Annotated in this window: 20 protein-coding genes; 17 read left to right on the plus strand and 3 right to left on the minus strand. The window is 46.0% G+C overall.

Features of this window, described 5'->3' with window-relative positions; translation table 11 throughout:
- Nucleotides 1–4: 4 nt before the first annotated feature.
- From CEW91_RS05200 to dps, 6 genes are all read left to right on the plus strand, one after another.
- Nucleotides 5–718: a succinate dehydrogenase iron-sulfur subunit gene (locus tag CEW91_RS05200; RefSeq protein ID WP_088767973.1), complete on the plus strand. Its 714-nt coding sequence runs from the start codon at nucleotides 5–7 to the stop codon at nucleotides 716–718.
- A gap of 107 nt (nucleotides 719–825) precedes the next feature.
- Nucleotides 826–3630 carry a 2-oxoglutarate dehydrogenase E1 component gene (sucA, locus tag CEW91_RS05205; RefSeq protein WP_088767974.1) on the plus strand — a complete coding sequence of 935 codons (2805 nt, stop codon included), beginning with the start codon at nucleotides 826–828 and terminating at the stop codon, nucleotides 3628–3630.
- Nucleotides 3631–3643: 13 nt separating this feature from the next.
- Nucleotides 3644–5227, plus strand: coding sequence for a 2-oxoglutarate dehydrogenase complex dihydrolipoyllysine-residue succinyltransferase (gene odhB, locus CEW91_RS05210; RefSeq protein ID WP_088767975.1), 1584 nt, complete (start codon nucleotides 3644–3646; stop codon nucleotides 5225–5227).
- A gap of 137 nt (nucleotides 5228–5364) precedes the next feature.
- Nucleotides 5365–6531 (plus strand): ADP-forming succinate--CoA ligase subunit beta, encoded by a 1167-nt coding sequence (gene sucC / locus CEW91_RS05215; protein WP_088767976.1) that lies wholly within the window; start codon nucleotides 5365–5367, stop codon nucleotides 6529–6531.
- Nucleotides 6531–7403, plus strand: coding sequence for a succinate--CoA ligase subunit alpha (gene sucD / locus CEW91_RS05220; protein ID WP_053952366.1), 873 nt, complete (start codon nucleotides 6531–6533; stop codon nucleotides 7401–7403). The genes sucC and sucD overlap by 1 nt, the downstream gene beginning before the upstream one ends.
- A 312-nt stretch (nucleotides 7404–7715) precedes the next feature.
- On the plus strand, nucleotides 7716–8237 hold the full coding sequence (gene dps, locus CEW91_RS05225) for a DNA starvation/stationary phase protection protein Dps (protein WP_088767977.1): 522 nt from the start codon (nucleotides 7716–7718) through the stop codon (nucleotides 8235–8237).
- Here dps and CEW91_RS05230 read toward each other — a convergent pair.
- Nucleotides 8234–9643, minus strand: a complete 1410-nt coding sequence (locus CEW91_RS05230) for a methyl-accepting chemotaxis protein (RefSeq protein ID WP_088767978.1) — start codon at nucleotides 9641–9643, stop codon at nucleotides 8234–8236. The genes dps and CEW91_RS05230 overlap by 4 nt on opposite strands.
- A gap of 157 nt (nucleotides 9644–9800) precedes the next feature.
- On the opposite strand from CEW91_RS05230, the gene CEW91_RS05235 reads away from it, so the two are divergent.
- From CEW91_RS05235 to CEW91_RS05255, 6 genes are all read left to right on the plus strand, one after another.
- Nucleotides 9801–11231 carry a serine hydrolase domain-containing protein gene (locus CEW91_RS05235; protein ID WP_088767979.1) on the plus strand — a complete coding sequence of 477 codons (1431 nt, stop codon included), beginning with the start codon at nucleotides 9801–9803 and terminating at the stop codon, nucleotides 11229–11231.
- Nucleotides 11232–11235: 4 nt separating this feature from the next.
- Nucleotides 11236–11601, plus strand: coding sequence for a hypothetical protein (locus CEW91_RS05240; protein WP_088767980.1), 366 nt, complete (start codon nucleotides 11236–11238; stop codon nucleotides 11599–11601).
- A gap of 6 nt (nucleotides 11602–11607) precedes the next feature.
- Complete coding sequence (locus tag CEW91_RS05245) at nucleotides 11608–12132, plus strand: RNA polymerase sigma factor (RefSeq protein ID WP_088767981.1); 525 nt, start codon at nucleotides 11608–11610, stop codon at nucleotides 12130–12132.
- A gap of 21 nt (nucleotides 12133–12153) precedes the next feature.
- Nucleotides 12154–12309, plus strand: coding sequence for a hypothetical protein (locus CEW91_RS12275; protein ID WP_157776066.1), 156 nt, complete (start codon nucleotides 12154–12156; stop codon nucleotides 12307–12309).
- Between the two features lie 104 nt (nucleotides 12310–12413).
- On the plus strand, nucleotides 12414–12977 hold the full coding sequence (locus tag CEW91_RS05250; RefSeq protein WP_088767982.1) for a helix-turn-helix domain-containing protein: 564 nt from the start codon (nucleotides 12414–12416) through the stop codon (nucleotides 12975–12977).
- A 43-nt stretch (nucleotides 12978–13020) separates the two neighbouring features.
- The gene (locus CEW91_RS05255; protein ID WP_088767983.1) at nucleotides 13021–14145 is read left to right on the plus strand and encodes a serine hydrolase domain-containing protein; all 1125 of its coding nucleotides are present in this window, start codon (nucleotides 13021–13023) and stop codon (nucleotides 14143–14145) included.
- 27 nt (nucleotides 14146–14172) lie between these two features.
- Here the strand turns inward: CEW91_RS05255 and CEW91_RS05260 are convergent, their stop codons facing one another.
- Nucleotides 14173–14868 (minus strand): GOLPH3/VPS74 family protein, encoded by a 696-nt coding sequence (locus CEW91_RS05260; protein ID WP_088767984.1) that lies wholly within the window; start codon nucleotides 14866–14868, stop codon nucleotides 14173–14175.
- A 93-nt stretch (nucleotides 14869–14961) separates the two neighbouring features.
- On the opposite strand from CEW91_RS05260, the gene CEW91_RS05265 reads away from it, so the two are divergent.
- The 5 genes from CEW91_RS05265 (at nucleotide 14962) to CEW91_RS05285 (ending at nucleotide 21578) form a co-directional block, all read left to right on the plus strand.
- Complete coding sequence (locus CEW91_RS05265; protein WP_088767985.1) at nucleotides 14962–16230, plus strand: winged helix-turn-helix domain-containing protein; 1269 nt, start codon at nucleotides 14962–14964, stop codon at nucleotides 16228–16230.
- Between the two features lie 75 nt (nucleotides 16231–16305).
- Nucleotides 16306–17727 carry a S41 family peptidase gene (locus CEW91_RS05270; RefSeq protein ID WP_157776067.1) on the plus strand — a complete coding sequence of 474 codons (1422 nt, stop codon included), beginning with the start codon at nucleotides 16306–16308 and terminating at the stop codon, nucleotides 17725–17727.
- 112 nt (nucleotides 17728–17839) lie between these two features.
- Nucleotides 17840–19198: a serine hydrolase domain-containing protein gene (locus CEW91_RS05275; protein ID WP_088767987.1), complete on the plus strand. Its 1359-nt coding sequence runs from the start codon at nucleotides 17840–17842 to the stop codon at nucleotides 19196–19198.
- Nucleotides 19199–19208: 10 nt separating this feature from the next.
- Nucleotides 19209–19736 (plus strand): MarR family transcriptional regulator, encoded by a 528-nt coding sequence (locus tag CEW91_RS05280; protein WP_088767988.1) that lies wholly within the window; start codon nucleotides 19209–19211, stop codon nucleotides 19734–19736.
- A 129-nt stretch (nucleotides 19737–19865) separates the two neighbouring features.
- Entirely contained in the window at nucleotides 19866–21578 is a 1713-nt protein-coding gene (locus CEW91_RS05285) for a putative bifunctional diguanylate cyclase/phosphodiesterase (RefSeq protein WP_088767989.1), read from the plus strand.
- Here the strand turns inward: CEW91_RS05285 and CEW91_RS05290 are convergent.
- Nucleotides 21573–22688: a DEAD/DEAH box helicase gene (locus CEW91_RS05290; protein WP_088767990.1), complete on the minus strand. Its 1116-nt coding sequence runs from the start codon at nucleotides 22686–22688 to the stop codon at nucleotides 21573–21575. The two genes, CEW91_RS05285 and CEW91_RS05290, sit on opposite strands and share 6 nt — an antisense overlap.
- Nucleotides 22689–22695 lie beyond the last annotated feature (7 nt).

A 22695-nucleotide genomic window follows, 5' to 3' on the forward strand; every position in this document is an offset into this window, starting at 1 on the left:
AGCGATGAAAACATTGAATATTTCGATTTATCGTTACAACCCGGATGTTGATGACGCACCGTACATGAAGGACTACACCTTAGAGGTGGAAGAAAACCAAGACATGATGGTGCTGGACTTGCTTATCAAATTGAAAGAGCAAGATCCGTCGTTGGCGTTCCGGCGTTCATGCCGTGAAGGCGTTTGTGGTTCTGACGGCCTGAATATCAATGGTAAAAATGGGTTGGCGTGTATCACGCCAACATCGGCACTGAAAGGCAGTAAAATTGTCATTCGTCCGTTACCTGGCTTACCGGTTGTTCGTGATTTAATTGTCGATATGAGCCAGTTCTATCAGCAGTACGAGAAAATTAAGCCGTACCTGATTAACGACGAAAAAACGCCACCAGCTCGTGAGCGTCTGCAGTCTCCAGAAGAGCGTGCTAAGCTTGATGGACTGTATGAATGTATTTTGTGTGCATGTTGTTCAACTTCATGTCCATCGTTCTGGTGGAACCCAGACAAGTTCATCGGTCCGGCAGGCTTGTTGCACGCGTATCGATTCTTAATCGATAGCCGTGATACTGCAACCAACGAGCGCTTGGATGACTTAGACGACGCATTCAGCGTGTTCCGTTGTCACGGTATTATGAACTGTGTCAATGTTTGTCCAAAAGGGTTGAACCCAACTAAGGCTATTGGCCACATTAAATCGATGCTGTTGAATCGCGCGGTCTAAGACTCACTGCGTGTCAATTTGAACGGTTTATGTTGTGGATAGCCATCCCACAAAGGATGGCTATTTTTTTATAAAATCGGTTTACATATTTAGGTGAAGGAAACGCAATGCAAGACGGTGTAATGCGTGAATGGCTAGAAACTTCGCATCTAGCCGGTGGGAACGTTGCCTACATTGAGCAAATGTTTGAGGCGTATCTGGATGATCCAACCGCTGTCAGCGACGAATGGCGTAAGGTGTTTGACGCACTGCCTAGCGATGGCAAGGCAACAGATACGAAAATGAGTGATGTTCGCGAACAGTTCCGCGAAGCAGCGAAGAATAAACTCAAACAGTCTGGTGGCGGCAGCTCGGTCAGCGACCAAAAGCAAGTTAAAGTCTTGCAGCTGATTAACGCGTATCGTTTCCGCGGTCATCAACACGCTAACCTCGACCCGCTTGGATTGTGGAAGCAAGACACCGTTCCTGACCTTTCTCTCGATTTTCATGAGTTATCAAAAGACGATTTAGATCGTGAGTTTAACGTAGGCTCGCTGGCGGTTGGCAGTGAGACGATGAAGCTTAAAGACATCCACAATGTTCTTGAGAACATTTACTGTGGCTCTATCGGTGCTGAATACATGCACATCGTTTCTACCGAAGAGAAACGTTGGATTCAGCAGCGCCTAGAAGGCAATTTAGGTAAAGCGAAGTTCGATAAAGAGCAACAGAAAAAGATTCTGCGTGAACTCATTTCTGCAGACGGTCTGGAGAAATACTTAGGTTCTAAGTTCCCGGGCGCGAAGCGTTTCTCATTGGAAGGTGGCGACAGCTTAGTACCACTGCTGAAAGCGTTAATTTCTCGCTCAGGCGAGCAGGGCGCAAAAGAAGTCGTCATTGGTATGGCTCACCGCGGACGTTTGAACGTATTGGTTAACGTTTTAGGTAAGAAGCCACAAGACTTGTTTGATGAGTTTGCGGGGAAACATGGTGAAAGCAAGGGCTCTGGTGACGTTAAGTATCACATGGGCTTCTCTTCAGATTTTGCCACCCCAGGCGGCGACGTGCACTTAGCACTGGCTTTTAACCCGTCACACTTAGAAATTGTGAATCCAGTGGTTGTCGGTTCTGTTCGTGCTCGTATGGATCGCTTAGGCGATAAGGTAGGCGAGAAAGTCCTGCCGATTACCATTCATGGTGACTCGGCTATTGCTGGTCAGGGTGTGGTACAAGAAACGTTTAACATGTCGCAGACCCGAGCGTATCAGGTCGGTGGTTCAGTGCGCATTGTTGTGAATAACCAAGTAGGTTTCACCACATCGAAACGAGAAGATGCTCGTTCGACACAATACTGTACTGACATTGCGAAAATGGTTCAGGCTCCGATTTTCCACGTAAATGCAGACGACCCCGAAGCGGTTGTTTTCGTTACACAATTAGCGCTCGATTATCGAAACACCTTTAAGCGTGACGTAGTGATTGATTTGGTTTGTTATCGCCGTCACGGCCATAACGAAGCGGACGAGCCAAGCGCAACGCAGCCGTTAATGTACGCGAAAGTCAAAAAGCATCCGGTAGCGCGCGAGCTGTATGCAGAACGCTTAAACGAGTCAGGCGCAGTCAGTGAAGACGACGCGAAACAATGGGTGCAGGACTACCGTGATGCCTTAGATAAAGGTGAGGTGGTTGTTGAAGAGCACCGCCCAATGCGGGCGCACTCGGTGGACTGGTCACCTTATGTCGGTAATGACTGGGACGTAGAATACGACTACAAAGTATCAGCGAAGAAGCTGAAAGAACTCGCGGAGAAAATTTCCCAGTATCCTGAAGAGCATAAGCTGAACTCCCGCGTTGCGAAGGTTTACCAAGAGCGCCAAAAAATGGCGAAAGGCGACAAAGCCTTAGATTGGGGCTTTGCAGAGAGCTTGGCGTACGCGACTTTGGTTGATAAGGACGTACATATTCGTCTAACCGGTCAGGATTCCGGCCGAGGTACTTTCTTCCACCGTCATGCGGTATTGCATAACCAGGAAGATGGTAGCACTTATATGCCGTTGAACCACATTAGAGAGGGCCAGGGGCAAATCGAAATTTATGATTCCGTTTTGTCAGAAGCAGCCGTAATGGCTTTCGAATATGGCTACGCCACAGCCGAGCCAAAATCACTCATTATGTGGGAAGCCCAATTCGGTGACTTTGCTAACGGAGCTCAGGTTGTTATTGACCAGTTCCTCAGTTCTGGTGAGCAGAAGTGGGGTCGTTTATGCGGACTGACGTTGTTATTGCCTCATGGCTATGAAGGTCAGGGGCCTGAGCACTCATCAGCGCGTCTGGAGCGCTTCTTGCAGCTTTCGGCCGACCACAACTGGTCAGTGTGCGTACCGACTACCCCGGCACAAGTATTCCATATGATTCGCCGTCAACAATTACGTCCGGTTCGCCGCCCGTTAATTGTCATGACGCCAAAATCATTGCTCCGTCATCCTCTGGCTATTTCAGAGATGGACGAGTTAGAAAATACAGGCTTCCAAAACGCGATTGGTGAAATCGACTCTTTGGATCCGAAAAAAGTAAAACGCGTGGTGCTTTGTTCAGGTAAGGTGTATTACGACTTACTGAAAGAACGCCGCGACCGTGAACAAGACGATGTGGCTATTATTCGTATCGAACAGCTATATCCGTTCCCTGCGGAAGAAGTAGCCGATATCATGCAAGATTATCAACACGTCAAGGACTTTGTCTGGTGTCAGGAAGAGCCGCAGAACCAAGGTGCCTGGTATAGTAGCCAGCACAACTTCTGGGCTGCGATACCTTCCGGTGCTCAATTAACTTATCGTGGTAGGGACGCGTCAGCGGCTCCAGCGGTGGGTTATTTATCAGAGCACAACAAACAGCAACAAAAACTCGTTGACGAAGCGCTAACCATTAAATAGGTGAAGATGAACCATGGCGATTGATATTAAAGTTCCTCAATTACCCGAATCTGTTGCAGATGCTACTATCGCAACGTGGCACGTAAAACCTGGCGACAAAGTGTCGCGCGACCAAAATTTGGTGGACATCGAAACCGATAAGGTAGTGCTTGAAGTTGTCGCAGAAGCGGACGGTGTACTCGGCGAAATTATTGCCGATGAAGGTACAACTGTTACGGCTGAAGAAGTGATCGGCAAAATTGAAGAAGGCGATGGCGCTGAAAGCTCTGACTCAGAGAAAGAAGAGAAGTCAGACGACGGCGACGAAAAAGCTGACAAAAAGGCCGACAAGAAGGATGACAAGAAAGAGTCAGATTCTTCTGAGAAGAAAGGCTCAGGTGAAAAGATGAACGTGACCGTTCCTCAATTACCAGAGTCGGTCTCTGATGCAACGATTTCAGCTTGGCACGTTAAAGAAGGTGACGAAGTTAAGCGCGATCAGAACTTAGTCGACATTGAAACCGACAAAGTGGTTCTGGAAGTCGTTGCTCCTGCTGACGGTGTGTTAGTTAAAATTGAACACGACGAAGGCGCAACGGTTGGTGCGGATGACGTTATCGGTATTGTTGAAGCGGGCGCTTCTTCAGATGGCGGTTCAAGTAAGTCAGACGACAGCAAATCTGAGTCTTCAGCAGAAAGCAAAGACGACGGCGGTGACAGCGAAGTTGCGGGTCCTGCGGTACGTCGTTTATTAGGTGAACACGGCTTAAAACCAAGTGACGTTAAAGGCACAGGTAAAGGTGGCCGAGTCACGAAAGAAGACGTTGAGAAGCATGTAAAAGAAGGTTCTTCTAAATCAGCGTCTAAGTCTTCTGACAGCAGCAAGCAGCAGTCGGCACAGCCTGCGGTTTCAGGCGACCGTGACCAGAAACGTGTACCAATGACACGTCTGCGTAAGCGTATTGCTGAGCGTCTGTTACAAGCGAAAAATGACACGGCTATGTTGACCACGTTTAACGAAATCAACATGAAGCCAATCATGGACTTGCGTAAAAAATACAAAGACGTCTTTGAAGAAACGCACGACACACGTTTAGGCTTCATGGGCTTTTATATTAAAGCTGTGACTGAAGCACTGAAACGCTTCCCGGACGTAAATGCGTCTATCGATGGTGATGACATTGTTTATCACAACTATTTTGACGTAAGCATTGCAGTTTCGACTCCGCGCGGATTGGTAACCCCCGTTCTGCGCGACACCGACAAAATGTCAATTGCAGACATGGAAAAAGGCATTCGCGACTTGGCCATTAAAGGTCGTGACGGCAAATTAACCCTTGAAGAAATGCAAGGCGGTAACTTTACGGTTACCAACGGTGGTGTCTTTGGTTCACTGTTATCTACGCCAATTTTGAACCCACCTCAAAGCGCCATTCTGGGTATGCATAAAATCCAGGAGCGCCCAATGGTTGTCGACGGTAAGATTGAAATCTTGCCAATGATGTACTTAGCTCTCTCTTATGACCACCGTATTATCGATGGTAAAGAATCGGTTGGCTTCTTAGTCACCGTAAAAGAGCTGTTAGAAGATCCTCAACGTCTTATCCTGGATATCTAAAGACGCTGAGAACCAGCCGCAATGCTAATTTAGCTTGCGGCTGTTAATTTTGCGCCGTTCACGTTAAAATTCGGCGCGGTATTCGGGTAGGCAGCAGGTAAGCTGCTTTTGTTGTTTCAACGAATCGGAAGAGCATCATGAATTTGCATGAGTATCAGGGTAAGCAACTCTTTAAAGAGTTCGGTTTACCAGTATCTGAAGGTTTTGCGTGCGACACAGCTGATGAAGCTGTAGAAGCGGCAAAACGTATTGGTGGCGACATTTGGGTCGTAAAATGTCAGGTTCACGCAGGCGGTCGCGGTAAAGCGGGCGGCGTGAAGTTGGTTAAAAGTTTAGACGAAGTTCGTGCATTCGCAGAACAGTGGTTAGGCAAAAACTTAGTAACTTTCCAAACCGACGAGAAAGGTCAACCGGTTGCTAAGATTTTGGTTGAAAGCTGCACTGACATTGCTGACGAGCTTTACTTAGGCGCAGTTGTTGACCGTGGTTCACGTAAAATCGTGTTCATGGCGTCAACTGAAGGCGGTGTAGAAATCGAAACCGTTGCTGAAGAAACGCCAGAGAAAATTCTGAAAGTTGAAATTGACCCAACGGTTGGCCCTCAGCCATACCAAGGTCGCGAATTAGGTTTCAAACTGGGGTTAACGCCAGATCAAGTTAAGCAGTTCACCAAAATCTTCTTAGGCTTGGCGAACATGTTTGAAACTTATGACTTAGCGCTGTTGGAAATTAACCCGTTGGTTATCACTGACGAAGGCAACTTGCACTGCCTGGATGCGAAAGTCGGCATCGACAGCAACGCATTGTACCGTCAGCCGAAAATCCAGGAAATGCACGATCCGTCGCAAGAAGACTCTCGTGAAGCGGAAGCGGCTAAGTGGGAACTGAACTACGTAGCGTTAGACGGTAACATCGGTTGTATGGTTAACGGCGCAGGTTTGGCGATGGGTACTATGGACATCGTTAAGCTGAGCGGCGGCGAGCCAGCTAACTTCCTTGACGTTGGTGGCGGCGCGACAAAAGAGCGTGTTTCTGAAGCGTTCAAAATTATCTTGTCTGACAGCTCTGTTAAAGCCGTATTGGTTAACATTTTCGGTGGTATCGTTCGTTGCGACATGATCGCAGAAGGCATCATCGGCGCGGTTGAAGAAGTGGGCGTTAAAGTACCAGTGGTTGTTCGCCTTGAAGGTAACAACGCTGAACTGGGTACACAGAAATTGAACGAAAGTGGCCTGAACATTATCGCTGCAGAAAGCTTGTCTGATGCTGCCGATAAAGTGGTTGCTGCGGCAGGAGGTCAATAATGAGCATTTTGATCGATAAAAACACCAAAGTAATCTGTCAGGGTTTCACTGGCGGTCAGGGTACTTTCCACTCTGAGCAAGCAATTGCTTACGGTACGCAAATGGTTGGCGGTGTTACCCCAGGTAAAGGTGGTCAAGAGCACTTAGGTCTGCCTGTATTCAATACCGTAAAAGAAGCGGTAGAAGCAACTGGCGCAACGGCATCCGTTATCTACGTACCGGCTCCTTTCTGTAAGGATTCAATCATCGAAGCAGCAGACGCTGGTATCGAACTGATTGTTTGTATTACTGAAGGTATCCCGACGCTGGACATGCTTTACGTTAAAGAATACCTGACGCACAAAGGCGTGCGCATGATCGGTCCAAACTGCCCGGGTGTTATCACTCCGGACGAGTGCAAAATCGGTATCATGCCTGGCCACATCCACAAGAAAGGTAAAGTGGGTATCGTGTCACGTTCAGGTACATTGACGTACGAAGCGGTTAAGCAGACGACTGACGCAGGCTTTGGTCAGTCTAGCTGTGTTGGTATCGGTGGCGACCCTATCCCGGGTTCTAACTTCATCGATATTCTGGAACTGTTCGAAAAAGATCCAGAAACCGAAGCTATCGTTATGATCGGTGAAATTGGCGGTACAGCAGAAGAAGAAGCGGCAGAGTACATTAAAAACAATGTGTCTAAGCCGGTTGTTTCTTACATTGCTGGTGTTACTGCTCCTCCAGGAAAACGTATGGGCCACGCTGGTGCCATCATTGCCGGCGGTAAAGGTACTGCTGACGAGAAATTTGCTGCACTTGAAGCAGCAGGCGTGAAAACTGTACGCAGCTTGGCTGACATCGGCAAAGCTGTTGCAGAGAAAACTGGCTGGTAATATCCCGCCAACGCTTAAACAAAACCCGGCCTTCGCGCCGGGTTTTTTGTGTCTGCTCTCTAAGGAATAAAGGCGGAATAAGCCAAGAGCCGGTTGGGTGTTGTAGTTCTGTTATGTCAGGGGCGCTACTAGCACGTCCGTGTGAGCTTGACGAAGGCCATCCATGGCCTTCGACACCCTGACATGACAGAACTACAACACCGGGCACCAGCCCTTGTCTTATTTCGCCTTTACTGCGCGCAGTCACAAAGCGATCTTCCTGTGTATTTTATGCGTAAGCTTAATTGATACGTTAATAAATCAGGAGGCAATATGAGTAGCAATAATGCAAGCCAAGTTGCAGACTTTACAGCACCGGGAATGAAAAGTGAGTCGGCGGATAAAGTCATAGCAATTCTTGATGATCGCTTAGTCGCATTGCTTGACCTGCAATTGACACTAAAACATGTGCACTGGAACGTTGTTGGACCAAATTTTATTGGTGTGCATGAAATGTTAGACCCTCAGGTCGAAGCTGTACGTGAAATGACCGATACCATTGCAGAGCGAATAGCGACGTTAGGTGGCGTTCCTGTCGGTACACCGAAAGCAATTGCAGAGCGTCGCAGATGGGAAGATTACTCTTTAGGCAAAGGGTTAGTGGCAGAGCATTTAGTAGCTCTGGACAAAGTCTACAACGGCGTCAATGGTGATCACCGGGAAGCGATGGAAACACTGGCTGAGCTCGACCCGGTATCAGAAGACATGTTAACCGGGCAGTTAGCAGAGCTCGAGCAGTTCCAGTGGTTCGTCCGAGCGCACATAGAGTCGTCCTCTGGAGAACTGAAAAGCTAATCTTCCTCAAAGGCTTCAACCAGCGATCGAAACTCGCGCAAGCGGGTTTTAATCGCTTTAACTTCACCTTCTGTATCACGGGTGAGTTTATTTGCACTGCGCACGTTGTCGTTAATGGACATCATGCTGTCTTTCACTTCGGAAACCGCACTGGTATGTTCTTCAGCGGCAACGGCAATTTGCGTCATTCGATCATTGATTCCCGTTACGGCTTCCGTCACTTCGTAGACCTGTTGCTCAGATTTTCGGCCTAGTTCTCCGCATTCCTCAGCCAAATCTCGTTGTTCGTACATTTTATTACGCCAAGTGGTCATTGATTGCGTCATACGGTTGACCGTCTCTTCAATTTGGTCGACAGCTTGCTGTGTCTTCTGAGAAAGGGCGCGCACTTCATCGGCGACAACGGAAAATCCACGACCATGCTCACCGGCTCTGGCACTTTCAATAGCAGCATTTAATGCCAACAGGTTCGTTTGCTCAGCGATAGCATCAATCTTCTCACTGACCTCTTTTACCGAATCGGCATTACGAGAGAGTTGTTCAGTTTGCTTAGCACTCTCGTTAACGACATTCACCAACTGAGTAATTTTCTTGCTACTGTCAGCGATAAAGTCGGCTGCACTTTTTGTTTGGTCGCTAACATCATTGCACGCACTTGAAGAGTCATTTGCGTTGCGGGCAATTTCATCAACGGTCTGTCCCATTTCTTCCATAGAAGCAGCAATTTGCTCAATATCCTCAACCGTCTGTTCGGTGGCGTCGGCAGTTTTTGACGCGTTTTCAGATGTTGAATTAACGGCTTCCGCTAACACGTCGTTACCTTCACCCAAGCGGGTGGTAAGCGCCAGCAATGATGATTCGCGTAGTGCAAGCTCATACATGACTTTGCCCATGGGTGAACCGTCTCCAAATATGCGGTGTTGAGTTTTTGCGGTTGAACCATCGGCGTTAGCCAACTCTTTAGCCCATTTGCGCTTATTACGCCAATGATTAAAGGGCTTGGTTAACCAATTAAACCAACCGCCTTGACGCTTATAGACTCGCTTAGCTGCTTGCTCGTAGTGACTGTCGGCCTGATGCATGAGCCACTGACTCCCCGTAATTTTCCCGCGACGAAATATGCCGCGTACAATCACATCAAACCAAACGGTTCCGCGATTTGGCACAACAAAAGGCACAATGCCTCTCCACGGCATTTCACGCTTAAGTGACGTATTGACTTCTTTAATGACTTTGTCGGGTAAGGCATCATTATCAACAAGCGCATCAAGTGGCTGCTGTAGTAGATCGTCTTTTTCCTTTTGCATTAAGCCTTGCATATTATTCGGGCAATAAGAAACTCGCTGGTTCTCGTTAAGGCTAAAGACGAACAGTGTGTCTGCATTCCAAGTAAAGCTGCCGTTCATAACTGAACCTCCACTGTCGCAGAATTTTCTATAGTACTTAGTAACCGTAGAACTTAAGTCTTGTTTTTCAAGTTTTTAGGTTTTCTCATTATTTATTAAATCCAAATAACCAACTGCGTGCATCTAAGTAGCAATTCAGTAAAAAAGGACAAGCAAAATGCATTACGTCAGTTGGTTATTATTGGCTCTACCATTCACGTTATTGGCAAAAGGTGCTGAGGATTTTGAAACAGAAATGATGCGGTTGGACGAGACCTTCTTTCAGCGGTCGTTCAATGAGTGTGATATGAATTACCTAAAACAGCATATTTCTAATGATTTGGTTTTTTATCATGATCAAAGTGGTCAGCAGACTGCTGAGCTTTTCTTAAAAAATGTCGAGAAAAATATTTGTTCAGGTTCTAAATTGAAACCTATCCGAAAGCGAAGCCCCGGGTCTTTAAAGAACTTTCCGCTTTATAAAAATGGTGACTTATACGGCGCTATTCAACATGGAGAGCATGCTTTTTATTTAAAACAGAATAATGAAATGACTCTCACCAGTACCGCAAGGTTCACGCATACCTGGCTTTTAAATAATGGCTCTTGGAAGCTGTCATCAGCACTGAGTTATGACCACCAATCGCCAGACAGTGACGAAAAAGCGCTTTTAGAAACCATGAAGAAAGCGGGTGTTACTGCGTTAGGCATTGGAGTTTTAGAGAATGGGAAGATGAAATCTTCCAACGTACTTGGAACGTTAAATGGATCAGTTCCGGCACCTGAGAATACGTTATTTAAAGTTGCCTCGTTAACTAAACCGATTGTCACTTTAGTGACGTTAAAACTGGTTCATGCAGGTAAGCTATCGCTCGACGAATCGTTATCTAAATATTGGGTTGATCCTGATATTAAAGACCATGACTGGGGGCACCTTTTAACACCAAGAATTATTTTGTCACATGAGTCTGGTTTTGATAACTGGCGTCGTCTGTCAAAAAGCGGAAAGCTAACGTTTAATTACGAACCCGGTAAAGGTTTTGGTTATTCCGGCGAGGGATTCGAGTATTTACGTAAGGCACTTGAAAGAAAATTTGATCAACCGCTAGAGCAGCTAGCCAAGCGTTACGTATTTGAACCTGCCGGAATGCATGACACACATTTCTGGTGGGATGGGCAAGTTGATGAAAGTCGTTATGCTCATAATTTTGATGAAAATGGGGACGTTTACCCATTAAATAAGCACTACGAAGCGAATGCAGCAGCGAACTTAATCACAACTACTCGTGATTACACCTTGTTTATGCAGTATATTTTCCAGCAACAGCAGTTGATGCCAGAATTATATGCGTTAATGGTAGCGAAGAGCCGTAAGCTTGGAAAAAAACAATATTTCAGTTTAGGTTGGGAAATATTATCGGGGTTTAAAAACGGTGAGTACGCTGTTTTGCATACGGGGAAAGACCCTGGCGTCAATGCATTAGCGCTGTTTTTTCCAAAATCAAAAAACGGTTATGTACTGCTTATGAATGGCGATAATTCGCTACCGGTTATGGAACAGGTTTTACCAAGGTTATATTTAGGCTCAGAGCTCTGGAACAGAAGGTAATAGAATGAGTAATCAAGACATTGCGGTGCCACTAATATTTTTTTCTTCCGTTGTTATTTTGATAGGTCTGATTTTGGCCTATCAATTACTCAAAAAGCGTTGGTTTATACAGCTGGTCGACAAGCATAACGATATGCAGCCCGAATCTATAAGGGTGGTAGGGCGCCTATTTTTTTCATCAAAGAATGATTTACGCAAAGGCATTTTCCTGCTTGTTGTGTCGCTGGCAATTTGGGGCTTCTCTTTTATGGTTGATTTCAGAACCGGTGGCAATCTCGATTTAAATACGGGGTTGAATGGAATTGCTTTGTTTCCGTGTTTGGCTGGTATCGCTTATCTAATTTTATTTTACGTCGAACGAGATAAATAAACTGGAATGAAACAGCTTTCGGATGAGCAACTTGTTGCCATTATTCAATCAAGTGCAGATCACACAGCATTTGATGTTTTGTTTCGCCGGTACCATTCGAAGTTGAAAGGCTTTTTAAAGAGCCGTATGCAGGAATCAGTGGCTGATGACGTCATTCAAGAAACGTATATCAAAGCTTTTACTAAAATCAGTCAGTTTCAATTAGACGCCGCTTTTTCTACTTGGTTATTTTCTATTGCGGTAAACGAATATAAGCAGTTCACCCGAAAAGCGGGGATTTTCGAAAAACTCAAAGAGTCTCTGTTTCGGCAACCAAAGGCATATAAAGAAACCGCAGACATTGATGTTTTGATTGATTTTAACAAAAGTGCAAAAGCGTTAAGTCGGGTTCAGTACGACGTTTATGTTATGAGTAGAGTGTACGGTTACTCGCATAGAGAAATAACTGGGCTTACAGAACTACCGTTGGGTACCGTTAAAACACATATACTAAAAGCGGAAAAGCGAATAAAGGTGTCGGACAGTGAATGAATTTCTGAGTTTAAGAAGTAGGTGGCGAATATTTCTGTGGAAGAAGCGACGGGCCATTACTTTGTCAGCCTCGATACTGGGCGCATGTCTGCTAACTGCTTTTTTCACTTCTGGTTTATGGTTTATGAGCATCCCAACCGGTATATTATTGGTCGTATTAGTCGTGTACTTTATTGATTAACACAAATGACAGCAACATGACATGGCAATGTCGTAACAATGTCCGGTGTTTCTGGGTAAAGTTTTACCCGAACTATCGGGCAAGAGAGCTGAATACAACAATGAAAAATACCCAATTTGCAGAACGCTTAAGTTATCAACGTAAGCTGAAAGGATTTTCGCAGGAACAACTCGCGGATAGAACAAAAGTAACGGTTCGGACTATCCAGCGCATAGAAAAAGGCGAAGTCACTCCTCATTTAAGAACGGTGAAGCTGCTGGCTGCCGCGCTTGAAGTCGATGTGGATGAATTGCTGCAGCTAGATGACCCCCGCGAAGAGAATATTCAGACTAAGTGGCTGCTATTAATGCACTCATCGCCATTTATTGGCTTTCTGATGCCATTTCTTAATATCTTGTGCCCTTTGTTCATTTGGATTCACAAACGTGAAGACAACTCGCTGTACGATGTTCATGGGCGTGCGGTTATCAACTTTCAAATAACTATGACACTCATATACGCACTTGCATTTATTGCATTGCTTAGTGTCGAAGGTTTTGGCTTTTTATTCTTTATAGCCGTTATCCCTTATACCGCCATAGTAATGCTGGCTAACGTTATCGCTGTGATAAAAGCACAGAAATATTTTTACCCCAGTATTCCTTTTCTCGGCACACGCGGCTGAGCGCCAAACCTCTCATTTAAAGTTACTTAATAAAGGAACCATCATGAAAGCAATAATTTATTATTTGCTGCTGGCGACGCTTGCCTGTTTTTCAGCACGTGAAGCGCTAGCACAGTCTCAGGTTACGAATGAAAAAATGCAGGCATTTCAGGCTTACCTAAAAGAGTTTAGAAAAGAAAACCTGATCCCGAGCTTGTCCGTTGCGGTGGTAAAAGACGATGAAATTATTATGCTCGAGAGCATAGGCTTTCAGGACCACGACGCCGAAGAGCCAACAACGGAAGACACCTCGTATCTTGCCGCATCCATTACAAAGACATTCACTGGCGCAACTTTGTTGGCTATGGAAGCAGATGGTCACATCGATCTCGATGCCGACTTTACGACCTTAAGTGACTGGGACAGACGTTGTCACTGGTTGACAACAAGCGGCAATATATTTGGTGGTGGAACGCTGGATAACGGTTATCGGGTACCTGATTTACAGTGTGACCAAGTCATTACGTTGCGTCATGTGCTTCAACACCAGGTACAAGGCGAACCAGGCATGAGCTTTTTCTATAACCCTATTGTGTTCGGCCGCTTGTCTAACTGGGTAGAGGAGAATACGGGTAAAAGCTGGCGTTATTGGGTGAATAACTACGTTATTGAAGCGGGAGATTTAGAGGGTATCGCGGCTGGGTGGCGAGATCCGGCTGCCAGTGAGGTACTGGCTCATATTGCGCCGCCGTTTCGCCATGCGCCGGAAGAGTCCGACGGACTGGCTAATTCCGTATTACCGAACACCGAACTCAACGCCAGTTCCGGCATAATCGCCAGTGCAAAAGCACTTGCTCATTATTCTATTGCTTTGGACGAGGGACGTATCTTATCTAAAGACTTGATGGATAAAATGTGGTCCCCGGCGAGTGACAAAGAGGGTAATCCGATGCCTTATGCCTATTGTTGGTTCGTCCAGAACTGGCAGGGTCATAAATTAGTTTGGCACGGAGGTTGGTGGCCAGATGCCTATGCCGGGCTTTTACTAAAAGTCCCTGATTCTGGGGTAACGTTAGTCGCACTTGGAAATACTGATGGTCTGAGGTTCGAAATAAATAGTTTGACTGGCGCACACATTGAGAAGAACCCATTGGCGTTAAGGTTCCTCGAGACATTTGTTGAAGACTGAACAAAAAACTATAGGGTTGCTGATACCTCAGCAACCCCCGGAAGTAGGTGCTGAGGCTGCCGTTATGGCGGGCATAATAGCGGCTATCATGACCGCAGCTTCAATAGCCTGAACGGCTTCTTTGGCGGCTTTAGACACTAGCTCACCATTTTCTATCTGTTTTATGCGTTGTTTGCGATCTTTGAGTTCTTGTTTACTAAATACCTGCGGCAACAACTTGGTACTATTGGCTAACGCAACAGCAATAGCGACGCGAGGCTCAATATCTTCACTGTCACTTAGTACCGCATCACGCATGGCCTGACGCAATTCTTGCTCTGGTTGCGGATTAACTTCCGGGTAAACTTGGCGTTCAAATAGCCACAACACTTTCTTTTTTTCATGAGACACAATGCCATCATCAGCGAGTGCTTGTGCAACTTTATGTTTCAGGCTCTTAATACCGCCAAGCTTATGGACCCAGTCTTTTAGTTTTCGTGGACGCTTGGCTTCAGTAATCATCGTGAGGGCTTCATCCAACAGTGCGTCGCCAGTAGGGCTGTCATCGAGCACCGCAACTTTATTTTTATTGTCTTCATCAGTTTTTATCCGGCGCAACATTAGTAACTCAGCGGCTATGGCCCCGGCGGTGGCGTATTCCACGTACATACCACTCATGGTGCCTTTTTCTTCGCACAATGCGAGCAGCATAATGGCTTCGTAGAGTTTTAAGTTATCTGGCATGGCTGATGTCCTAACGGTATGAATTTGTACAAAACAATGGCTGCGCCACGATTGATTCTGTATTCTAAATGACTCATCACAAACATAAGCATTATGGTAGAAAAACTGAACTCAATACAACTGGGTGAATGGATTGTTGACCTATCGAGCGGCGTGTGTAGCCGAGCGCAAGCAACAGAGCAACCTAAAGAGTCGACTCGGCTTGAGCCGAAAGCGTGCTCAATGCTTGCAGTTCTGGCTGAAAATGCAGGCCAAGTTGTCACAAAAGAAGAGTTAATCGATAAAGTATGGCCCGGGAGCTATGCCAGTGATGACACTATTAGCCGAACCGTATCCAGACTGCGTGCGGCACTCAGAGATCAAGCTAAATCACCTCGTTATATCGAAACAGTGCCCAAGCGCGGATACCGTCTGATAGCTCCCGTTGAGAGAATTAGCGGAAAAGAAGTCCAAGACCCTGTTAGGTCAGAAGCGTTAGCTAAAGACAAAAAGTTTCAGCGTATTACCACCGTAGCTCTTTGTCTGATTATTCTTTTGCTTTTGTTGTTCTGGCTAATACCAACAAATAAAAAGGAAGTTGGCGCTCAACGATTGCAACAGGCAGATGACTTTTACCACCAAATGCGGCTTGCCGATAATGAAATGGCGATTACCCTCTACGAGCAGCACCTTGGCGTTCAACCAGACTCTGCACATGCTTATGCAGGGTTAGCTAATGCTCTTGTACAGCGAACCCTGCGTTGGTTCGACGACAATCATGTATTTACATCACTGACCCAAAGCTTAAGTGAGGGGGCGTTGTCTAGCCCTGAAGCGCAATCCGCACTAGACCGTGCAATGCGTTATGCAGAAAAAGCGGTCGAGTTAGAGCCCGATAGTAGCGTCGCATTAAAGGCGAAGGGGTTTGTTTTATCGGCACAAGGGAAGTTCGATGAGGCGATAACTTTCTATGAACGCGCGTTGGAGCAATCACCTAATACCTGGCCAGTACTCATAAATTTGGGTGAGCTTGCAGGTGCCCAAAACGACAAAACCAAAGCGATAGACTATTTTGAACGAGCTTTTGTTGCCATGCAGCAGACTTACCCGCAAAACGAAGTACAAATACGACCATGGATAAGCGATGTCGCTGAGCTCATCGGCAATCAATACCGGCAGAATAACGCTAATGGTCAGGCGGAGTATTGGTATCGACAAGCATTGTTTTACACACCGCTGCATGAAAGTAGCACCTTGGCATTGGCGCGCGTATTGGCTGACAGTGGAGAGCACGGAAAAGCCGTTGAACTCTGCCGAAACCTTAATCAAAAATTAAAGGCTGAACATGATTGCAGAGCCTTTGTCAGGGTTTTGTCCGATTAAAAACAGCACTTTGTCAGGATAGTTTCATTGGCTGAGGTTAAGGTAGTGTCTTGTTTAACTAACGGTCAGCTTATTATGAAAATTTTTTATTTATCAATTTTGTTGCTGTTCTCATTTTTTGCGTCTGCTGGCGTAGATAAAACGTATACGCCTAACGAAATAAAAGCTGATTTTCGTCAGCTTTATACCGGCCTGGAGAATGCGAGTTATGATCTCTACGCTCGCACACCTAAATCGGTTTTTGAATCAGAGTTTAACGCGTGGCTGACATCAGTTAATGGACCGGTAACTCACCTTGAAGCGCACAAGCAGTTTATGCGTTTTACGGCATTGGCTAATATTGCCCACACCAAAATTGAGTACCCGATTGATTTGCTAATGGCTCACCTATCTAACGGCGGTAAACTGCTACCGATATCAATTTCGTTAAAAGAAAACTCGGTTTTTGTAGACGATTACTACGGTATATCCGAAAGCGTCGCTGTAGGTGATGAAATTCTCACCGTTAATGGTGTCGATGCTTACTCTTGGGTTCAGCAGCTACAACAATATATTGCCGCCGATAATGCGTTTCTGGCTAATACCGCGTTGGAGGAAGGTTTCGCCCCCTACGTTTGGCTGCATGAGGGTGAATTATCCAATTATAAAATGACCTTGCGTCGAACTGCGGACAATAAGCTTTACGAGTTGGAGCAACCGACACTTGCCTTTGAGCAACACCGTAATGGTCTGAAACAGAGTAATCAGAAGCCAGAATCTAAGCCGCGTGAATTTAAGATTATTGATGACGTTGGCTACCTAAAGCCCGGCCCATTTTATAATATCGACACGAATGCAGGTAATGACACCTGGAATAACGAGACATTCGAGCAATTTATCGATAATGCGTTTACGCACTTTATCGAGAAAAACGTCCATTCTGTGCTTATTGACCTACGAAACAATCCCGGCGGTTCCAATACCTTCAGTGATTTGATGGTTGCTTGGTTTGCCGATAAGCCTTTTAAATTTGCTTCTGATTTTAAAGTGAAAGTGTCTCAATTATCGCGCAAAGCCAATACTGAACGTATGACTAACAGCAGTAATCCCAGCGCACTGAACAAGCAGCTTGAGACTTTTTACGAGCGTCGTAACAACGGTGAAATAGCATCGTTTCCGCTTGAGCTATCGCAACCCAATGAAAGGGAAAAGAGCATCGCCCATTTGCCAGTTGCAGTGTACGCGCTTGTTGATAAAAGCTCTTTTAGTAATGCTGTATCGGTGGCGGCTATTATTCAGGACTATGATTTTGGCACGATATTGGGGGAGGAAACCGCAGATTTAGCGACAACCTACGCTTCTATGGAGCATTTTACATTGGATAATACCGGCATTCGGGTAGGCTATCCTAAAGCGCACATCATTCGGCCTAACGGTAATAAAGAGCCTCGCGGAGTTGTTCCTGATCATTCAGTAAGTAGCCTTGAACTGGCGCTCAATTTTATTCGCTCTCAATAGTAAATGCCTATCGACTTAATATGGCAATGTTACGTATTCTTACAATTTATCTTTATGTAAAGATAAAATCCTGAGTATACTGACGCTATGTTAATTACTACCAGGGACAACTATGTTCTATAAACTCACCATGGCGTTAACGTTGGTCATTGCTTTTTGTTCATCGTCAGTAGCAAAGCAAGTGAAAACGGAAGACTATCAACAACGGCTCGACTCACTCGCTAGCGCCTACCAGGCTGTCTACGGATTCTCCGGCACGGTAAAAATTGTAAAAGCGGGTCAGCCACTTATTGAAAAAAGTTATGGCTTAGCTGACCGCAGTTTCAATATTGAGAATAGCGTCAATCACCGTTTTTCTATCAATTCAATATCGAAAGCCTTCACTGCGGTAGCTGTTATGCAACTGGTTGAGGGTAATAAGATTAGGCTGGACCAAAGCATAGATAATTATCTTCCGGAACTGGATACAGAATGGAAAGACAAAGTTACTGTTCATCATTTATTGACCCATACTAGCGGACTTCCGCGTGAATCCGGTGTTCAATGGTACGACGAGCTGTCGCTCGAACAGCAAGTAAAGCAACTGATTAACCAGCAGACGCTGTTATTTTCTCCGGGGGAGCGCTACGAATATTCAAATTCAGGCATTACGCTGCTTGGGCGTATTATCGAAAACGTATCGGGCGAGCCATTCTCAGCGTATATGAATAACCACATTATCGACCCACTGGGGCTTGCGAATACCGGAGTCTACGTAGGCCAGCGTGTCGTTGCCCGCCAGGCAGTACCTTACCGAATGACCACCAATGGCGTGGCAATGGCGCAGCGTACCAAACACCTCGGTCAGAATGCCGGTGGTGGCATGTACTCTACCGTGAGTGATCTCTATAGCTTTGTCACATCGCTCGAAAAGAATCAATTACTTTCTGAGAAGACCAGGCAGTTAATGTTTAAGCCTCAGGTTGAGATGGGTGGCGGTGACTTTTCAAGCTACGGATGGACGCTTAAACCATTTGGCGAACAAATTTTATGGTTTGCATCTGGCAGCGGCTATGGCACAAAAAGCGTTTTAGTCAGAGCGCCTGAGTCTGACGACTTTATAGCAGTTACATCCAATTGGGGAAACACCCCTATTTTAAAGCTTATGGCAGGACTGTTTTTGATTATCAATGACATGGATTACGACATACCCGATGAAGGTATGCTGGCGAAACCAAGCCGCTATGAGGCGTTTCTTGGTACATACGTGTTTGATGCCGGACAGCTGAATAAACACCTAATGACCGACACCAACAGCATGACGCTACAAGAAGTTGATGGTCGTTTGTTTCTTAATGACGAGTTATTGGCGCAAAAGGACAACGGGATCCTGGGGTTAACGTACACCAACGAGGTTCAAATTGAAGTGAACCAAGAGCATATGGTGATTATCGTTAACGACAACTGGTTAGTGGGAAAGCTGCAAAAGTAAGGAGTCGACGATGAATAAGATCAATCAGGTGCCTTTGCTACTGCAACGTGCAGAAAGAGAATGGAAAGCGATTTACCCGGAGTTGCCGGTTGCCGATGCGGCGCTTATTGGTCAGTTAATAGGTGCTGGGGCAAATGCTGATCGCGTGGGTTTGGAAAACCTAAAACCTTATGATCTGCGTCAGACAGAGCACGATGTCCTGGCGTGCGCGATGCGCCAGGGGCAACCCTTTAAAGTGACTCCCTCAAAGCTGTTGAAAGAGGTGAGAATTACGTCTGGGGCACTGACGACATGTCTGAACCGATTAATTGACCGGGATTTAATTGTGCGCTTAGCCGCAGACAAAGACCAAAGGTCAAAGCCAATTCAGTTAACTCAAAAAGGTTTTTCGGTGATTGAGTCGGTGACACAGCAACGGTTTCAGCTGGCGGGCGAAGTTATGGCGGGCTTCTCTAAGGACGAGAAATTAATGCTGAACAAACTGCTATCTAAATTCCAGCACAACTTATTGGAGACTGTTGAGACAGGCTCTCAATAACATTTTTTAGCTGCGATTGATTATTTGAGTCACAAAAGCTGTGCCTGGTTAACAATTTCATCAATTATCTTCTATGCTTAATGTAAGTTCGACGTCTCTCACCGATAAATTAAGCAACGGTCAATTTCTATGACGAATAACCGCGACAAGCAAACTAGCGAAGCACGGTTCCATAAGCTCTTTGATGATACACAAGCTATGTCTATTCAAGGCTATCGCGTAGACGGTTCAGTTGTTTATTGGAATGCCGCTTCAGAAAGAATATACGGTTATTCCACGAGCGAAGCGCTTGGGCGCAGCCTGTATGACTTAATTATCCCTCATGAGATGCGCGATGAGGTCAAGCGAGCCGTTGCCTGGATGTTTGACAACGAAGAGGGCATTCCGCCGGCTAGACTGAACCTAAAACATAAGGATGGCACCACTGTGCCAGTCTATTCAAGCCACACCGTCGTTTCACTACCGAATGATGAACCCATCATGTTCTGTATGGATGCGGATATGCGTTCATTAGAAATGGCTGAAGCAGAGGTCCAACGGCTTTCTTATTACGACTCGCTTACCGATCTACCTAACCGACGTTTAATGCTTGAACGGATAACTAGCGTAACGCGTAATACAACCGTTGAAAGCTCGTTTGCGGCTTTACTTATTGTCGACATTGATAACTTTCACAGTATTAATGAGAGCCTAGGCTATGAAATTGGTGATCAGGTTCTTTTAAATTGTGCTGAATGTTTGCAACGTTTTAGCTCTTCTCAAGATGCTTTAGCTCGTCTTGGTAAAGATGAATTTGCTGTTTTTCTACCATGCACTGCGCCATCTTTAGATATAGCGGCAACTGAGGCTGAGCAGCTGGGAGAGCAAATTATTCGAGCGTTAAAAACACCGATGCTTTTGGATGGGCGATCACACCAAGTTGACGCTTGTATCGGTATTACGCTTTTTCGTTGCCCTGAGGCAACACCTGCGGATGAGCTGTTGCGTCAGGCAGACATCGCCCTCAAAATGGCGAAGCGTTCCAACACCATTGATATTAGCTTTTTCGATCAGCAAATGGAGTCCTCTGTAAAAAAGCACTTAGAAATATCACAAGCCCTTAATCATGCTGTCGAGAACAACGAGTTAGCGTTAGCTTTACAACCTCAGGTCAATGCGCAGGGTGAGACTGTCAGTTTTGAGGCTTTGCTGCGCTGGCAGCATCCAGAACTGGGAGCCGTTTCTCCTAACGACTTTATTCCGATTGCAGAAGCCACTGAAAGCATTATAAGTATTGGCGATTGGGTTCTGGAAAAAAGTTGTCAAATGCTTGCTCACTGGAACGAGGAAAAGGCGTTTGAGCACTTGGGGATTTCTGTCAATGTCAGCTCACTGCAGTTCCGTCGAGGGGATTTTGTCGAGCGCGTTAAAAATATACTCAATAGCAGTGGAGCAACCCCCAGTAAATTGCGGTTTGAGTTGACAGAAAGTCTCTTAGCGGAAGATATAGATGACGTTGTTGAACAAATGGAGAGTTTGCGCAAACTTGGTGTGTCTTTTTCTTTGGATGATTTTGGCACGGGTTACGCATCTTTAGCTTACTTAACGCGTCTGCCTCTCAATGAGCTAAAAGTTGATCGAGCTTTTGTGAATGATTTAGGTCGGCACAGTAAAGGCGCTTTGTTAGCGGAAACTATTATTAGCCTGGGTCGCAGCATGAACCTTACCGTTATTGCGGAGGGCGTAGAAACAGAGCAGCAGTTCAAGCGTTTACAAAATATGGGCTGTCAGCATTTCCAGGGGTATCTTTTTGGTAAACCCTCTACCAATGTAAAGGACTATTTACCGGGCAAATCGTTATAACTCACGCTGCTCAATCCGTTCGCCTATAAGTTCTTCTATCGCTTTCAAGGCGTCAGCGTCTTCGCCTGTAACCAGCGATATAGCATGGCCAGCCTGACCGGCGCGACCGGTTCGACCGATACGGTGTATGTAGTCTTCAGCAACGTGGGGAAGGTCGTAATTAATCACGTACGGCAGCTTTTCAATATCAATGCCGCGTGAGGCAATGTCAGTTGCTACAAGCACTTGCACCTTGCCACCTTTAAAGTCAGTCAACGCTTTAGTGCGGGCGCCTTGGCTTTTAGCGCTGTGAATAGCCGCTGCCGAGAAGCCGGCTTTATCCAGCTGCTTAACTAACCGGTTAGCGCCTTGTTTAGTGCGTGAAAATACCAGCACTTTGCGTAACTCCAGACTTTTCAATAGCTTTAATAACAGACCCAGCTTTTGGCTTTTTTGTACTTCATACACAGTTTGCTCAATTGGCTCGGCAGTGGCGTTGGGTGGTGCCACCGAAATTTCGACCGAACTTTTCAGCAAGCCTTTAGCCAGCGCACGAATGTCGTTAGAGAAGGTTGCCGAGAACAGAAGAGTTTGGCGCTTAGCCGGAAGTAACTTAATAATGTTCTTAATGTCGTGAATAAAGCCCATGTCGAGCATGCGGTCGGCTTCATCCAGCACCAGAACGTCTAACTTAGGAAAGCGAATCGCGTTTTGTTTGTATAAGTCCAGCAGGCGGCCCGGCGTTGCCACCAGAATATCCACGCCTTTGCGAAGCTTCATCATTTGCGGATTAATTTTCACACCACCAAACGCCACCGTGTAATTCAATGGCAGACCCGCACTTAAGTTTGCAACGTTTTCGCCTACCTGAGCCGCTAACTCACGAGTTGGCGTTAAAATAAGCGCACGTGCTGTGTTGGCTTTGGCACGTTCGTTACCTTTCAGGCGCTCTAAAATAGGTGCCGTAAAAGCCGTTGTCTTTCCCGTGCCTGTTTGCGCGGCCGCCATGACATCTTTCCCTGCTAGCACCAAAGGAATAGCCTGTGCCTGAATGGGCGTGGGTTTGCTGTAACCTTGACGTGAAAGGGCAGTAAGTGTTTCAGGGGAAAGTTTGAGATCAGAAAATGTCATGTAGTGG

The organism is Idiomarina piscisalsi, from assembly GCF_002211765.1.
Classification (GTDB): Bacteria; Pseudomonadota; Gammaproteobacteria; order Enterobacterales; family Alteromonadaceae; genus Idiomarina; species Idiomarina piscisalsi_A.